A 16,710-nucleotide genomic window follows, 5' to 3' on the forward strand; every position below is an offset into this window, starting at 1 on the left:
TTGCCATGCTTAAGTGTGATGTCATCACGTATTCCTGGGGGCTTTCCCGTTATACTGCCGGAGTAAAGGATAAGTAACATATTTCTGGAGGGGATATGATTCTTGAGCGCGTTGAAATTGTGGGCTTTCGTGGTATCAACCGACTATCGTTGATGCTGGAACAAAACAACGTCCTGATTGGGGAGAACGCGTGGGGTAAATCCAGTTTGCTGGATGCGCTAACCCTACTGCTATCGCCAGAATCAGATCTCTACCATTTTGAACGCGACGATTTCTGGTTTCCGCCGGGCGATATCAATGGCCGGGAACACCATCTGCATATCATTCTGACCTTTCGTGAATCGCTGCCAGGGCGGCATCGTGTTCGCCGTTATCGCCCACTTGAAACATGCTGGACGCCGTGCGTCGATGGTTATCACCGCATTTTTTATCGTCTGGAAGGGGAGTGTGCGGAAGATGGCAGCGTGATGACGCTGCGCAGTTTTCTTGATAAAGACGGGCATCCGATTGAGGTTGATGATATTAACGATCAGGCGCGTCATCTGGTGCGGTTGATGCCTGTTCTGCGCTTGCGTGATGCCCGCTTTATGCGCCGTATTCGCAACGGAACTGTACCAAATGTGCCCAATGTGGAAGTTACCGCGCGCCAGTTGGATTTTCTTGCCCGTGAATTATCCTCACATCCACAAAATCTTACTGACGGACAGATTCGTCAGGGGCTTTCGGCAATGGTGCAACTGCTTGAGCATTATTTTTCGGAGCAGGGAGCCGGGCAGGCGAGATACCGCTTAATGCGGCGGCGGGCCAGCAATGAGCAACGGAGCTGGCGTTATCTGGATATCATCAACCGGATGATTGACCGGCCTGGAGGTCGTTCGTATCGGGTTATTTTGCTTGGGCTATTTGCGACTTTGCTACAGGCAAAAGGCACATTGCGGCTGGATAAAGACGCGCGTCCGTTATTGTTGATAGAAGATCCGGAAACGCGCCTGCATCCGATTATGCTTTCAGTCGCCTGGCATCTGTTGAACCTTCTGCCATTGCAGCGTATTGCTACCACCAACTCTGGCGAGCTGCTTTCGTTAACGCCGGTAGAGCATGTTTGCCGTCTGGTGCGTGAATCTTCTCGCGTTGCCGCATGGCGTCTGGGGCCGAGTGGCTTGAGTACCGAAGATAGCCGACGCATATCCTTTCACATTCGTTTTAACCGTCCGTCATCGCTGTTTGCCCGTTGTTGGTTGCTGGTGGAAGGGGAAACAGAAACCTGGGTTATTAACGAACTGGCGCGCCAGTGTGGGCATCATTTTGATGCTGAAGGGATCAAGGTCATTGAATTTGCCCAGTCAGGATTAAAACCGCTGGTTAAATTTGCCCGCCGGATGGGGATTGAGTGGCATGTGCTGGTCGATGGCGATGAAGCCGGGAAGAAGTATGCCGCTACGGTGCGCAGCCTGTTGAATAACGATCGGGAAGCTGAACGAGAGCATTTAACGGCATTACCGGCGCTGGATATGGAGCATTTTATGTATCGCCAGGGATTTTCCGATGTATTCCATCGCGTGGCGCAAATCCCGGAAAATGTACCGATGAATCTGCGCAAAATCATCTCGAAGGCGATCCATCGCTCTTCCAAACCCGATCTCGCCATTGAGGTTGCAATGGAGGCCGGACGCCGTGGTGTGGAGTCCGTACCGGCATTGCTGAAAAAAATGTTCTCGCGCGTGCTGTGGCTGGCGCGCGGTCGGGCAGATTAACCGCGAAACATCGTTGCCATCTGTGGCTGAATAGCGTCGAGCATCTCATAGCGGCGACGGTATTCAGCTCGTTTTTTACTGGCTATTTCAGCAACTTCTTTTCGTACTATCTGACCAGGAAGTCGGTAATGCCGTTCGGCATCGCATTCGCCGCCAACCGACTCCCAGAACGCGTTATAGTCCGCATGGATTTTTCCTTCTTTATCGCGATAGCGCAGGCTGCGATAAATATGCGTTTCATTGCTGACGGCAATAATCTGCTCAACCTGTAAGCGTTGGGCAAAGAGACAGACCGCTTCCATCACCAGACGTTTTGGAAACAGACCGTGGCAGGCTTTCGTCGCATTCTGGATTTCCTGGTGCGGAATTTCCCATTTCGCGCCTTGCAGTCCACCAATAAACAGCGTTCTTTTTCCCTGGTACTCACACAGAGTGAAGGTGATCTCTGCCAGAGGGATGCCCTCGCTGTTACGGAACAGGATCGTGCTGTCACCTTCTTTATCCATTGAGATCATCATGGTCAGTTCAAGCGTGAACTGCTCGCCGTTTTTTCCTTCCAGCTTCGCCAGTTGCAGCCCGGGGGTATTCAAATATAAGCTGAATTCTTCCGCCGACATGCAGGCACGCAGCAATGCATAATGGTAACGTAACGCCTCCAGTAATTGTTTGCGGTTAAGATTGGCGGCAAGGTAAGGGCGATGCAGACGAACAGGCAGTCGCGGCTGGCGTGTTAACAGCGTATTGAGGTTCGGCCAGTGGGATAGTTCGTTCATCCACTCAACGCTTAAACGCGGCATAATCAAAGAGCGCAGCAAAAATTTCTGGCGAAAGCTACGGCGATGCCAGAATTTACCTGGTCGCCACTGGCCACCAGCCAGACTAAGGAAAAGAGACATGCTGCTAAGAGATTCAGATGGCGTAAAAGCCCGTTCAGTAAGTTGTGACATATTCACAAAATCAATGATTATACATAGCGTCGATTTCACCATCGGAAATCTTAACCAAACATCAATAATGTGATTACTAACGGAAATTTTAGGGTTTTGTTGATATTTTGTTGATGTTAACAACGCCCGGATGCGCGTATGGAGTACTCAATATATTTATGAAAAAGCGAAGAAACATTAAGAAGCGTTACGTTATTGCGCTGGTGATAGTCATTGCCGGGTTGGTTGCATTGTGGAAAATTCTCAATGCGCCGGTGCCAACTTATCAGACATTGATAGTGCGCCCCGGTGATTTGCAGCAAAGCGTGCTGGCGACCGGAAAGCTCGACGCGTTGCGTAAAGTTGATGTTGGCGCGCAGGTTAGCGGTCAGTTGAAAACGCTGTCGGTGGCGATTGGCGATAAAGTGAAAAAAGATCAGCTTTTAGGCGTTATTGATCCAGAACAGGCTGAAAACCAGATCAAGGAAGTGGAAGCGACGCTGATGGAGCTGCGCGCACAACGTCAGCAGGCGGAAGCAGAACTGAAACTGGCTCGGGTGACATACTCTCGCCAGCAACGACTGGCGCAAACGCAGGCCGTTTCACAGCAGGATCTCGACACTGCTGCGACTGAAATGGCTGTTAAACAGGCGCAGATTGGCACCATTGATGCGCAAATCAAACGCAATCAGGCCTCTCTCGACACAGCTAAAACCAATCTCGATTACACCCGCATCGTTGCTCCGATGGCCGGGGAAGTCACGCAAATCACTACCCTGCAAGGGCAGACGGTGATTGCCGCACAACAAGCGCCGAACATTTTGACGCTGGCAGATATGAGTACCATGCTGGTAAAAGCGCAGGTTTCTGAAGCGGATGTTATCCACCTGAAGCCGGGGCAAAAAGCCTGGTTTACGGTGCTTGGCGATCCGCTGACGCGCTATGAAGGGCAGATTAAAGATGTGTTGCCAACACCGGAAAAGGTCAACGACGCTATTTTCTATTACGCCCGTTTTGAAGTACCAAACCCCGATGGTCTGTTGCGGCTGGATATGACTGCACAGGTGCACATTCAGCTCACTGATGTGAAAAACGTGCTGACAATCCCACTGTCGGCGTTAGGCGATCCGGTTGGCGATAACCGCTATAAGATCAAACTGCTACGTAATGGAGAAACGCGCGAGCGTGAAGTAACGATTGGCGCACGTAACGATACCGATGTTGAGATTGTCAAAGGGCTGGAAGTGGGCGAAGAAGTGGTGATTGGTGAGGCCAAACCAGGAGCTGCGCAATGACGCCTTTGCTCGAATTGAAGGATATTCGCCGTAGCTATCCCGCGGGAGATGAGCAGGTTGAGGTGCTGAAGGGGATCACTCTGGATATTTATGCCGGAGAGATGGTGGCGATTGTCGGCGCTTCGGGTTCTGGTAAATCGACCCTGATGAATATCCTCGGCTGCCTGGATAAAGCCACAAGCGGCACCTATCGCGTCGCCGGTCAGGATGTTGCCACGCTGGACGCCGATGCGCTGGCGCAGCTCCGTCGCGAGCATTTTGGCTTTATTTTTCAGCGTTACCACCTGCTTTCGCATTTAACCGCCGAGCAGAACGTTGAAGTTCCCGCCGTCTATGCTGGCCTTGAGCGTAAACAGCGACTGCTGCGCGCCCGGCAATTACTGCAACGACTGGGGCTGGAAGAGCGCGCAGAGTATTACCCTGCTCAGCTTTCCGGTGGTCAACAACAGCGAGTCAGTATCGCCCGCGCGTTGATGAACGGTGGGCAGGTGATCCTCGCTGATGAACCGACAGGCGCGCTGGACAGCCATTCCGGTGAAGAGGTGATGACTGTCCTGCATCAGTTGCGCGATCGCGGGCACACGGTGATTATCGTCACTCATGATCCGCAGGTTGCCGCCCAGGCAGAGCGGGTGATCGAAATTCACGACGGCGAAATCGTGCGTAATCCACCCGCTATTGAAAAAAATACTGCTGCAGCCAACAGCGAACCGGGTGTCAAAACGGCGTCTGGCTGGCGGCAGTTCGTCAGCGGTTTTAACGAGGCGCTGACGATGGCGTGGCGCGCGCTGGCAGCCAATAAAATGCGTACTTTACTGACCATGCTGGGGATTATTATCGGTATTGCGTCGGTGGTATCTATTGTCGTGGTGGGCGACGCGGCTAAACAAATGGTACTGGCGGATATTCGTTCTATTGGTACTAATACTATTGATGTCTATCCCGGGAAAGATTTTGGCGATGACGATCCGCAATATCAGCAGGCGCTGAAGTACGACGATTTAATCGCCATTCAAAAACAACCGTGGGTCGCTTCTGCCACACCCGCCGTCTCGCAAAACCTGCGCCTGCGTTATAACAATGTTGATGTTGCTGCCAGCGCCAACGGCGTAAGCGGGGACTATTTTAATGTTTATGGTATGACTTTCAGCGAAGGGAACACCTTTAATCAGGAGCAACTGAATGGTCGCGCGCAGGTAGTTGTTCTCGACAGTAATACCCGCCGTCAGCTTTTTCCGCATAAAGCGGATGTGGTTGGCGAGGTGATTCTTGTCGGTAATATGCCAGCGAGGGTCATCGGCGTGGCGGAAGAGAAACAGTCGATGTTTGGCAGTAGTAAAGTGCTGCGCGTGTGGTTGCCTTACAGCACCATGTCCGGGCGGGTTATGGGGCAGTCGTGGCTTAACTCCATTACCGTAAGAGTGAAAGAAGGCTTTGACAGCGCTGAAGCTGAACAGCAACTCACCCGTTTGTTGTCGCTGCGCCACGGCAAAAAGGATTTCTTCACCTGGAACATGGACGGTGTCTTGAAAACGGTCGAAAAGACCACACGTACTTTACAACTGTTTTTGACACTGGTGGCGGTGATTTCGCTGGTGGTGGGCGGCATTGGCGTCATGAATATTATGCTGGTATCGGTGACAGAGCGGACGCGGGAAATTGGTATCCGCATGGCCGTGGGGGCGCGCGCCAGCGATGTGTTGCAACAATTTCTGATTGAAGCCGTGCTGGTTTGTCTGGTGGGTGGTGCGCTGGGGATAACGCTGTCACTGTTAATCGCTTTCACATTGCAGCTTTTTTTACCCGGTTGGGAAATTGGTTTTTCTCCGCTGGCACTGCTACTGGCGTTTCTTTGTTCAACCGTTACCGGGATTTTATTTGGCTGGCTGCCTGCGCGAAATGCGGCAAAACTGGATCCAGTGGATGCTCTGGCACGGGAGTAATATTTGAGATAAAAATGCCAGCCGATCGGGCTGGCATTTTGCCTGTAGGATGTACACAATGAGACAGAAGAGCTATGCGACTGCAGCTTCTACTTCGACGGGCACAATGACACTGGCATGATTGCCTTTTGGCCCCTGGTGGACATCAAACTGAACGGATTGCCCAGCTTTTAGCGTTCTGTAACCATCCATCTGGATGGTGGAATAATGAGCGAAAATATCTTCGCCGCCGCCTTCAGGGCAGATGAAACCAAACCCTTTGGCATTGTTGAACCACTTAACAGTACCCTTTTCCATGCTTCGACATCCTTCGCAAATCTTATACAAGTAAGATGGAATAAACCGGGGTCAGAGAGGGAGCTGTTCAAAACCTCGCCAACTCTAGAAATACAATTTAGAGAAATAGGGCGAGCCGTCAAGCGTTTGACAGGGGCCTGGGGGTAGGTATGCATCAAAAATTTGAAGCAGTTAACGCTATTGACAGTAATGTGACTGATGTCGCTGATGCCAACGATAGATGATAATTATCTATTATGTGGAGTAGATTGGTCAGGCAAATAAGCTCTTGTCAGCGGCAGAGCGTTCTGCCGATAACCGTAACCGAAGATGATAACTGACAATGGGTAAAACGAACGACTGGCTGGACTTTGATCAACTGGCGGAAGAAAAAGTGCGTGACGCGCTAAAACCGCCATCTATGTATAAAGTGATATTAGTCAATGATGATTACACTCCGATGGAGTTTGTTATTGACGTGTTACAAAAATTCTTTTCTTATGATGTAGAACGTGCAACGCAATTGATGCTCGCTGTTCACTACCAGGGGAAGGCCATTTGCGGAATCTTTACCGCCGAGGTTGCAGAAACCAAAGTGGCGATGGTGAACAAGTACGCAAGGGAGAACGAGCATCCATTGCTGTGTACGCTGGAAAAAGCCTGAATGCAGGCATAAAAATTGGGGGAGGTGCCTATGCTCAATCAAGAACTGGAACTCAGTTTAAACATGGCTTTCGCCAGAGCGCGCGAGCACCGTCATGAGTTTATGACCGTCGAGCACTTGTTACTGGCATTGCTCAGTAACCCGTCGGCTCGGGAGGCGCTGGAAGCATGTTCCGTGGATCTGGTGGCGCTCCGTCAGGAACTGGAAGCCTTTATTGAACAAACCACACCCGTTCTGCCTGCCAGTGAAGAGGAGCGTGACACGCAGCCGACGCTGAGTTTTCAGCGTGTACTGCAACGTGCGGTCTTCCATGTTCAGTCCTCCGGTCGCAGTGAGGTTACCGGTGCGAATGTTCTGGTTGCTATCTTTAGCGAACAGGAGTCACAGGCTGCCTATCTGTTGCGCAAACATGAAGTCAGCCGTCTTGATGTGGTGAACTTTATTTCTCATGGCACGCGTAAAGATGAGCCATCTCAGTCTTCTGAACCAGGAAACCAGCCCGGCAGTGAAGAACAAGCTGGTGGGGAGGATCGTATGGAGAATTTCACGACGAACCTGAACCAGCTTGCGCGCGTGGGAGGAATCGACCCGCTGATTGGTCGTGAGAAGGAGCTGGAGCGCGCCATTCAGGTTCTCTGTCGCCGCCGTAAAAACAACCCACTGCTGGTTGGCGAGTCTGGCGTTGGTAAAACTGCGATTGCGGAAGGTCTCGCCTGGCGTATTGTCCAGGGCGATGTACCGGAAGTGATGGCTGACTGTACGATTTACTCTCTGGATATCGGTTCCCTGTTAGCGGGAACTAAATATCGCGGCGACTTTGAAAAACGTTTCAAAGCGTTGCTCAAACAGTTGGAGCAGGATACCAACAGCATCCTGTTTATCGATGAGATCCACACCATCATCGGCGCAGGCGCAGCTTCTGGCGGTCAGGTGGATGCGGCTAACCTGATTAAACCACTGCTCTCCAGCGGTAAAATTCGCGTTATAGGTTCGACGACGTATCAGGAGTTCAGCAACATTTTCGAGAAAGATCGTGCTCTGGCGCGTCGCTTCCAGAAAATCGATATTACTGAACCGTCGATCGAAGAAACCGTTCAAATCATCAACGGTCTGAAACCGAAGTATGAAGCGCACCACGACGTGCGTTATACCGCGAAAGCGGTGCGTGCGGCGGTAGAACTGGCGGTGAAATACATTAACGATCGTCATCTGCCGGACAAAGCGATTGACGTTATCGACGAAGCGGGCGCTCGCGCACGTCTGATGCCGGTAAGCAAGCGCAAGAAAACGGTCAATGTGGCGGATATTGAGTCCGTGGTGGCGCGTATCGCACGTATCCCAGAGAAGAGTGTTTCTCAGAGTGACCGCGATACTCTGAAAAACCTCAGTGATCGCCTGAAAATGCTGGTCTTCGGTCAGGATAAAGCCATTGAGGCGCTTACCGAAGCCATCAAGATGGCGCGTGCGGGTTTAGGCCACGAACATAAACCGGTCGGTTCGTTCCTGTTTGCTGGTCCAACCGGGGTCGGCAAAACTGAGGTCACGGTGCAGCTTTCCAAAGCCCTCGGCATTGAGCTTCTGCGCTTTGATATGTCCGAGTATATGGAACGTCACACTGTCAGCCGCCTGATTGGTGCGCCTCCGGGATACGTCGGTTTTGATCAGGGTGGTCTGCTGACCGATGCGGTCATCAAGCATCCGCACTCGGTGCTGCTGCTGGACGAAATCGAGAAAGCGCATCCGGACGTGTTCAATATCCTGTTGCAGGTGATGGACAACGGCACGCTGACCGATAACAACGGACGCAAGGCCGATTTCCGTAACGTGGTGCTGGTGATGACTACCAACGCCGGGGTACGTGAAACCGAGCGCAAATCGATTGGGCTTATCCACCAGGATAACAGCACCGATGCGATGGAAGAGATCAAAAAGATCTTTACGCCAGAGTTTCGTAACCGTCTCGACAATATTATCTGGTTCGATCATCTCTCAACCGACGTGATCCATCAGGTGGTTGATAAATTCATTGTCGAGTTGCAGGTTCAACTGGATCAGAAAGGTGTTTCTCTGGAAGTGAGCCAGGAAGCACGTAACTGGCTGGCTGAGAAAGGTTACGACCGGGCAATGGGTGCACGTCCGATGGCTCGCGTCATCCAGGACAACCTGAAGAAACCGCTCGCTAACGAACTGCTGTTTGGCTCGCTGGTGGATGGCGGTCAGGTCACTGTTGCGCTGGATAAAGAGAAAAATGAGCTGACCTACGGGTTCCAGAGTGCACAAAAGCACAAAGCGGAAGCAGCGCATTAATCAGATTGTTAAGTAGGTTGGTGAAGTCCGTAATCTCGTCAGGGGTTACGGACTTTTTGTTTATGGGGTGGGGGAGGTTCAGACCCTTTTTTTGATGATGATGGTAAGTTGTTGATAATTAGTGCTGCTGGACGGTAAGGATAAAAAAGGGTGGCAGCAGGAAAATGAGATGGTTTTGCTTTATTAACAACGGGCTAAACGTGTAGTATTTGAGTTCACTGCCGTACAGGCAGCTTAGAAATGTTGCTCACTCGTCATGCCGATGAGGGCGTCGTTCACTGCCGTACAGGCAGCTTAGAAAGGTGGGATGGCCAGCGCGAAACGCACGCAGACGTTCACTGCCGTACAGGCAGCTTAGAAATTTGATTTTTTCGAATAATTGAAGTATCCGTTGTTCACTGCCGTACAGGCAGCTTAGAAAGTCCGTGAGGTCGTCCGACGATAGTTTTTTCAGTTCACTGCCGTACAGGCAGCTTAGAAAGGTACGCCGTTGCTTGCCGCTGTGGTGAGACCGTTCACTGCCGTACAGGCAGCTTAGAAACACATCAGCGTTATTCGCTGGCAATCGGGGTTGTTCACTGCCGTACAGGCAGTTTCACAAATACGATGATGGCAGAAATTTAGCTGCGTTATGGCGCTCTCAACTCCGAACCATTAGCTGTGACACACAATAACAATTGTGATAATTGCGACGAGAATCAATTTCTCACACAGAAATCAATGCTGTACTAATCCTAACTCCTTCAAATAAAAATAATCACAGGATGTGTTTATGTCTTCAAATTACCTTACTCCTTCTGATCTCAAAACCATTCTCCACTCCAGGCGTGCCAATATTTATTATCTGGAAAAATGCCGGGTGCAGGTGAATGGTGGGCGAGTGGAGTATGTCACCAGTGAAGGCAAGGAGTCGTATTACTGGAATATCCCCATTGCGAATACCACGGCGTTGATGTTGGGGATGGGAACGTCCGTTACCCAGGCGGCGATGCGTGAATTTGCCCATGCTGGAGTGATGGTTGGTTTTTGTGGTACGGATGGCACGCCGCTGTATTCGGCAAATGAAGTTGATGTTGATGTCTCCTGGCTCAGTCCGCAAAGCGAATATCGTCCTACTGAATATCTTCAGCAGTGGGTTTCTTTTTGGTTTGTTGAAGACAAACGCCTTGCCGCCGCGAAACGTTTTCAGTTAATTCGTCTGACACATATTGATAAGTACTGGACCAGCGCGAAAATGCAGCGTGAACACGCCTTTCAGCCTGATGCTAATGCACTGCAGACTCTGCTAAATCGCACTCGTGAAGAAATAGACATGGCAGAAAGCCATACGCAGCTTATGCTCGTAGAGGCGAAATTGACCAAAGCACTCTACAAAATGGTGAGTCAATCCGTGGGCTACGGCGACTTTACTCGTGCAAAACGGGGTGGCGGAGTTGATATGGCCAACCGCTTCCTTGATCAGGGTAATTATCTGGCGTATGGCCTGGCGGCAGTGGCGGCGTGGGTAACCGGGATCCCACACGGTTTAGCAGTAATGCACGGTAAAACCCGTCGCGGCGGTCTCGTTTTTGACCTTGCCGATCTGATTAAAGATGCCCTTGTTATGCCACAAGCATTTATCGCTGCAATGGCGGGAGAAGATGCTCAGGAGTTTCGTCAACGCTGCATCAATATCTTTCAACAAGCGGATGCGCTGGATGTCATGATCACCTCTCTGCAGGAAACGGCTCAGGCCCTGGCTAAGGCTGACCAATGAACGTCCTGATTATCTCGCGCTGCACAAAAAATGCTCGAGTGGAGAGCTGCCGTATTATTGATCAGTTTGCCGAACGCACTGGTGACGCCGCATGGCAAACGGTGATTACTCTGGAAGGGGTTAATACACTTCGCCGTTTACTGCGCAAAACTGCCCAGCGAAATACCGCAGTGGCTTGTCACTGGCTGAAGAAGAATGGGCAAACGGAGTTGATGTGGATTGTCGGCAATATTCGTCGTTTTAATGCTCAGGGACGCGTTCCCACAAATCGAACAACGCAAACCAGCCTGGTGAAAAAAGAAGAAAATCGCTGGCAGTGCGCGGAAAGTATTGCGCTGCTGGCGGCTATCGCTGGGTTATTTCATGATTTTGGTAAAGCAGGACGCAGCTTTCAGCAAAGCCTGACCCAAAAGAATGCCCGCAGTTATCAGCCTTATCGGCATGAGTGGATTTCGCTGCGGCTCTTTCAGGCTTTTGTCGGTGAACAGCCAGACGAAGTGTGGCTGGAAAAACTTGGGAAATTAACGGCAGATGATGAAACCGCGATCCTTGAGTGCCTGCAAAAAGACACGCCTCATTTTTCAAATAGTCCATTCAGTTCGCTGCAACCACTCGCCAAAACGGTAGGCTGGTTGATCCTTTCCCATCATCGAATGCCGGAGAATCTTTCGCCACAACCAGAACAATCATGCAAAGGCTGTGATAGTTGGCTGGAGAAACAACTCAATGCTGACTGGAATGCCGTTAACCACCGCAAAAATGACTGGACGCAACAGGATTTTGAGCACGTCTGGCAGTTTCCATCAGGAACGCCGCTTCAAAGCGCGAGCTGGCGGGAAAAAGCGCGTCAGATAGCCCGCCGGGCGCGTAACGCCAACGGTTTAAAGGAATGGGGACAGATGGAGCAACTGTTTCCATTACATATGGCGCGTTTTTGCCTGATGCTTGCCGATCACTACTATTCATCTAATGACGCGCAGCAAAAATGGCAGGACCCGGAATATATCGTCTGGGCAAATAGCGATCGCCAAAGCGGCACGCTTAAACAACGGGTAGACGAACATCTTGTGGGCGTCGCGCATCATGCGTATCTGCTTGGGCGGCAACTGATGCACACACGGGCATCGCTTCCGGCAATTGCCCGACATAAAGGTTTTAGCCAGCGGGCCACAGACGCGAAATATCGCTGGCAAGATAAAGCCTGGGATGTGGCGCGAGCGTTACGTGAACGAAGTCGTGAAGAGGGATTTTTCGGCGTCAATATGGCCTCGACGGGGTGTGGTAAAACTTTTGCGAACGCCCGCATTATGTATGCACTTGCCGACGAGCGAGAAGGGTGCCGCTTTACCGTTGCGCTGGGATTGCGCACGCTGACTTTGCAAACCGGCGATGCTCTGCGCAGTCGGCTTGGACTGGGTGAGGATGAGCTGGCGGTACTGATTGGTTCGGCGGCAGTTAAGCAACTGTGGCAGCAGGAAAAAATAGACAATGATTGTGGAAGTGCTTCGCAAGAGCCGCTGGCAGAGGAGCAACAGTTTGTTAAATATGAAGGTAGTCTGCATACCGGGGCGCTGGAAAAATGGTTGAAGGATGACAGCAAACTTAAGGCGTTAGTAAGCGCACCGATTCTGGTAGCAACCATTGATCATCTTATTTCTGCGACCGAAGGTGTGCGAGGCGGAAAACAGCTTCCTTCGATGTTGCGTTTGTTAACCAGCGATTTAGTGCTCGATGAACCTGACGACTTTGATATTGCCGATCTTCATGCAGTATGTCGTCTGATGAATTGGGCCGGAATGTTGGGAACGCGGGTATTACTTTCTTCCGCGACGTTGCCGCCAGGGCTGATTCAGGCGCTGTTCGCGGCTTATCTTGCCGGGCGTAAAATGTGGCAGACGTCTTGTGGTACCCACGGCAGGCCCGTCAATATCTGCTGTGCCTGGTTTGATGAAAAAGATGCTGATGCAACGCAAATTTGCGACGGGCCTGGGTTTCGTGATGCACATGCAAAATTTGTTGCACGGCGAGCGGTGATGCTGGCTGAAAAAGAGCGACTGCATTTCGGGCGTGTTGCTTCAATTTCATCTGCATCAAGCGCGATACAAGACGTTACCGAAAGTGTGGCCCAGACGGTGCATACGCAAATGCTGAAGTTGCATCAGGCGCATCGCCAGCTACACGAAAGCGGTAAAACCGTTTCGCTGGGCCTGGTGCGCTTCGCGAATATCAATCCACTGGTCGCAGTGACCAAAGCCCTGATCGCCATTCCATCACCAGAAGATGTCTGCATTCATTATTGTGTTTACCACTCCCGACATCCACTGGCAGTACGTTCAGATATTGAGAAGCGCCTGGACCGCGCTTTTACCCGCCATAACGAACTCGATTTCTGGAACAACGAGGATATTGCTGAAGCCTTACATAACCGTCCGGAATCGCACCATCTGTTTGTGGTGTTGGGGACATCGGTTATAGAAGTGGGGCGTGACTGGGATGCGGACTGGGGAATTATCGAACCAAGCTCCATGCGTTCGATAATTCAATTTGCCGGACGTATTCAGCGCCACCGTAGAAATGTGCCGACTAGTGAGAATCTGGTTATTTTGCGTAGTAATATCAAATCATTGCAGAAAAAAGCCCCCGCATTTTGTAAGCCTGGTTTCGAAACAAAAGAACACTTGCTTAATAGCCACGATATTTGCGAACTGATTCCGATCGCGGACTACCGGACGATTAACGCCTTGCCGCGGATCCTGTCTGCCAATAATGACAACAAACTGGCGGAGCTTGAGCATAGTCGTTTATCCGCTGAATTGATGAGCAGTAAAAGCAAACATGTGGTGGCGGCGCAATGGTGGCGTGCACCGCTAAGCTGGAACGGCTGGATGCAGCGCCAGACGCCATTTCGTTATTCCCCTTTGCCGGAGGCAGTGTTTTTTCTGCATATGGATGATGAAGAAAGCGAAGCGCGTTTCTATTCCCGCACGGGCGACAACGAGCGTAAAGCGCAAGGGAATTTCAGGCGAGAAGAGGTGAGATGCGCCAGCGGAGTCGCTTGCTGGGGCGTGATGGATTACCAACACGTTTTGTTGAATTTAGCTGATAAGCAAAGTTGTGAAATACAGCGTGTTGGAGAAATGTTTGCTGAAGTGAGAGTACCGGCCAGTGAAGAAGATGCGGTCGATGACTGGCGTTATCACCCCTGGTTAGGTGTGTTTCGCAACCTGTGATGGGGTAGCTGCCTGTACGGCAGTTTACAAGTCCGTATCCGGAGATACCTCTATTTCTAAGCTGCCGATGGCAGTGCGTGAATGTTAGTTATTAAATCATTGTGTTGCAAATATTTTATGCATGGTAATATCACTCTTGGTTATTACATGGGTTTAACTAGATTAAAACGTAGATACCTCTAGGTGAACTATCCATGATTATCACCACGGGCGTTGCCCCTTTTGCTGTGTATGTCAGTTGTACTGAAGCCTGGTTGGGCTACGGAGATTTTTCAGTGAAGTCAGGGAGCAACTTCAATTTGATGGATTAACGAAAGGAGCCGAGATGGAAAAAACGGCGCTAATACAATTTATCACTGACTACATCGCTTCGCGAAGGCAACCCAAGATCGAAGCCTTTGAAAAAGAAGCAGCAAAGCGACTGGAGCAGGGCGACGACGCCAGCGTTATCGCTCTGGAGCGACAGGAACTCGAAGCACGCTACCTGCCACGTAATTGGTTAACGGATGCGGCGAAGCGTGTTCGTTCTATAAGGATAATCTCCCACGGGGCAAAATATAGTAATGGTGACTCCAAAGCATATGGGCGTTATTTGGAGAAATTCGTCAGCGAGGGATATTTAAATACAGCATCACTGGCAATTATTAAAGAGGATGCTGAAGGCAATGCAGCCGTTTTTGATGTTGCAAAACTACTGCTAACGGAAGTCAACGGTGATTCATTACTCGCCAGCTTAAAACGTGGTGATTATCAATCATTAAATGCCTTTGCGTTGGATGATGAACAATTAAAACAATGGGTTGAATGCTTTAGTGAAGCATATGCTTCGGAGTGGATAAAAGCACATAAACTTTCGAAGCAAATCTATTTCCCTGTCGATGATGGCTATCATCTGCTCTGCCCGCTGTTTTCCAGTTCGCTGGCACAGGTGATGTATGAAAAGCTAACTGCCGTGCGCTTTAGCGAGGAATCAAAAGCTATTCGCGATGCGCACAAAGCAGGTAAATGGCACTCACAGCCAGATATTCGTTTCCCGAATCTTGCAGAGATGCATTATGGAGGTGGAAATCAACAGAATATCTCCCTGCTAAACAGTGCCAGAGTTGGCCGTGTCTGGCTGTTGCCGTCAATGCCGCCCACCTGGGCGGCGCTGGATCGCGCACCACAAAACATGCGCAGTATTTTTGCCTTACGTGGCGATTTCAATCGGGCGGCCTCGGGCATTATCGCCCGCATGACCTATCTTCTGAAAGTTGACAAAAATAATGTTCATATCCGAACTGCGCGGGCGAAATATATTGATGAGTTGATTGATCTGCTGTTCATGCAGGCGTCTTCATTTCAGCAAGAAAAATGGCAGGGATGGTCCGCGCAATCACCAGACTTACCTCGCCACCAACAACTTTGGCTGGACCCGTGGCGAAGCCTCTCAGATGAGGCTTTCAAACAGGAGCGTGAGAAAAACGACTGGCAAGAGACGATAGCCGATGATTTCGCACGCTGGCTGAACTATCGCCTGAAAAAAGCCCGTTTCGATGTCGGTGCTGTCGAGCAAAGGGAGTGGCGCAGTCAGTCCCTGTTTACTCAACGGATGCGTGAAATGGAAGCTGTTCTGCAGGAGGCGCTGAAATGAGTTATCTGCTCTTGTTACCCCATGTACGCATCGAAAACGCTAACGCCGTCTCCGGGTTGACCTGGGGATTCCCGTCGATGACCCATTTTCTCGGTTATGTTCATGCGCTTTCTCGCAAAGTCGTGGATGAATTTGGCGTAAGTTTTGACGGTTGTGCGGTAGTAAGCCATGAACAGCATATTCAGGCGTACAGCTCCGGGCGCGATTTTCAATTCGCTCTCACCCGTAACCCATTAACCAGAGAAGGTAAAACCGCGTCGTTCAATGAAGAGGGCCGTATGCACCTGACGGTTTCTCTGCTGATTGAATGTAATGGCGAAATTACCAATGGTGAATATGGCAGAAAAGCCCTTTGCGACTATCTGAAAATGCTCTGCCAGAGCCACAAACTGGCGGGCGGAAGCATTGTTGACATGCGCGAACCGCAGCTTTTTCATGCCCCTGAAGATGAAAAGCAACTGCGTAAAATCATCTGGCGTTTAATGCCTGGCTATGCACTTTACGATCGCAGTGAATGGCTGGCTGAACATCACCAACAACATCCCGATATATCGTTGCTTGATGCCTGGCTTGATTTTGCTGCCGTTAAATATCAGGCCGAATCTCCGGCAGAAGACAACAGCGCACAATGGGTATACCAGCCGAAGCCAATGCCTGGTTTCCTGGTACCGTTAATGTGCGGTTACCAACGCATATCTCCTGTTTACGCTCCCGGTGAAGTTGAAAATGCGCGCGATACCGTGATGCCATTTGCCTTTGCCGAAGCGGTTTATGGCATTGGCGAATGGCGCGGATTACATCGTATTACTAGCTTGCAACCACTGATGTGGCGTTACCGTGCAACGGACACTGGCTACTATTGCTCGGCAATACCAGTCGTTGACGACCCTACTACTAATGAAGATGACGATACAGAATAAGGACAT

The 16,710-nt window shown here is 50.6% G+C and carries 12 protein-coding genes and 1 CRISPR repeat array; of the genes, 10 read left to right on the plus strand and 2 right to left on the minus strand.

The genetic code is table 11. The features are described from left to right. The first annotated feature begins 95 nt into the window (after positions 1–95). Entirely contained in the window at positions 96–1,754 is a 1,659-nt protein-coding gene (locus tag ESM_RS0109080; protein ID WP_000599821.1) for an ATP-dependent endonuclease, read from the plus strand. Here ESM_RS0109080 and ESM_RS0109085 read toward each other — a convergent pair. Further along, positions 1,751–2,701, minus strand: coding sequence for a VirK/YbjX family protein (locus ESM_RS0109085; RefSeq protein WP_133053296.1), 951 nt, complete (start codon positions 2,699–2,701; stop codon positions 1,751–1,753). The two genes, ESM_RS0109080 and ESM_RS0109085, sit on opposite strands and share 4 nt — an antisense overlap. 158 nt (positions 2,702–2,859) lie before the next feature. Between ESM_RS0109085 and macA the strand changes: the two genes are divergently transcribed. Continuing rightward, positions 2,860–3,975 carry a macrolide transporter subunit MacA gene (gene macA / locus ESM_RS0109090; RefSeq protein WP_000747340.1) on the plus strand — a complete coding sequence of 372 codons (1,116 nt, stop codon included), beginning with the start codon at positions 2,860–2,862 and terminating at the stop codon, positions 3,973–3,975. Then, a complete protein-coding gene (gene macB, locus ESM_RS0109095; RefSeq protein ID WP_000188199.1) occupies positions 3,972–5,918 on the plus strand; it encodes a macrolide ABC transporter ATP-binding protein/permease MacB in 1,947 nt (648 codons plus the stop codon). The genes macA and macB overlap by 4 nt, the downstream gene beginning before the upstream one ends. A gap of 72 nt (positions 5,919–5,990) precedes the next feature. Here the strand turns inward: macB and cspD are convergent, their stop codons facing one another. After that, positions 5,991–6,215: a cold shock-like protein CspD gene (gene cspD / locus ESM_RS0109100; RefSeq protein ID WP_000410785.1), complete on the minus strand. Its 225-nt coding sequence runs from the start codon at positions 6,213–6,215 to the stop codon at positions 5,991–5,993. Positions 6,216–6,364: 149 nt separating this feature from the next. Between cspD and ESM_RS1000000129060 the strand changes: the two genes are divergently transcribed. From ESM_RS1000000129060 to csy2, 7 genes are all read left to right on the plus strand, one after another. Next, a complete protein-coding gene (locus ESM_RS1000000129060) occupies positions 6,365–6,439 on the plus strand; it encodes a hypothetical protein (RefSeq protein ID WP_212741843.1) in 75 nt (24 codons plus the stop codon). A 98-nt stretch (positions 6,440–6,537) separates the two neighbouring features. Next, complete coding sequence (clpS, locus tag ESM_RS0109105) at positions 6,538–6,858, plus strand: ATP-dependent Clp protease adapter ClpS (protein ID WP_000520777.1); 321 nt, start codon at positions 6,538–6,540, stop codon at positions 6,856–6,858. 30 nt (positions 6,859–6,888) lie between these two features. Further along, positions 6,889–9,165 carry an ATP-dependent Clp protease ATP-binding subunit ClpA gene (gene clpA / locus ESM_RS0109110; RefSeq protein WP_000934071.1) on the plus strand — a complete coding sequence of 759 codons (2,277 nt, stop codon included), beginning with the start codon at positions 6,889–6,891 and terminating at the stop codon, positions 9,163–9,165. 213 nt (positions 9,166–9,378) lie between these two features. Then, positions 9,379–9,766: direct repeats of the CRISPR family, unit length 28 nt; unit sequence GTTCACTGCCGTACAGGCAGCTTAGAAA. 171 nt (positions 9,767–9,937) lie between these two features. Next, on the plus strand, positions 9,938–10,921 hold the full coding sequence (gene cas1f / locus ESM_RS0109115; protein ID WP_000097889.1) for a type I-F CRISPR-associated endonuclease Cas1f: 984 nt from the start codon (positions 9,938–9,940) through the stop codon (positions 10,919–10,921). Beyond that, positions 10,918–14,151 carry a type I-F CRISPR-associated helicase Cas3f gene (gene cas3f, locus ESM_RS0109120; protein WP_001101558.1) on the plus strand — a complete coding sequence of 1,078 codons (3,234 nt, stop codon included), beginning with the start codon at positions 10,918–10,920 and terminating at the stop codon, positions 14,149–14,151. The genes cas1f and cas3f overlap by 4 nt, the downstream gene beginning before the upstream one ends. A gap of 325 nt (positions 14,152–14,476) precedes the next feature. Then, on the plus strand, positions 14,477–15,784 hold the full coding sequence (gene csy1, locus ESM_RS0109125; RefSeq protein WP_000415805.1) for a type I-F CRISPR-associated protein Csy1: 1,308 nt from the start codon (positions 14,477–14,479) through the stop codon (positions 15,782–15,784). After that, a complete protein-coding gene (csy2, locus tag ESM_RS0109130; RefSeq protein WP_000120903.1) occupies positions 15,781–16,704 on the plus strand; it encodes a type I-F CRISPR-associated protein Csy2 in 924 nt (307 codons plus the stop codon). Before csy1 ends, csy2 begins: the two co-directional genes overlap by 4 nt. The last annotated feature ends 6 nt before the right edge of the window (positions 16,705–16,710 follow it).

The sequence above is a fragment of the Escherichia sp. TW09308 genome (genome assembly GCF_000208565.1).
Lineage (GTDB): Bacteria > Pseudomonadota > Gammaproteobacteria > Enterobacterales > Enterobacteriaceae > Escherichia > Escherichia marmotae.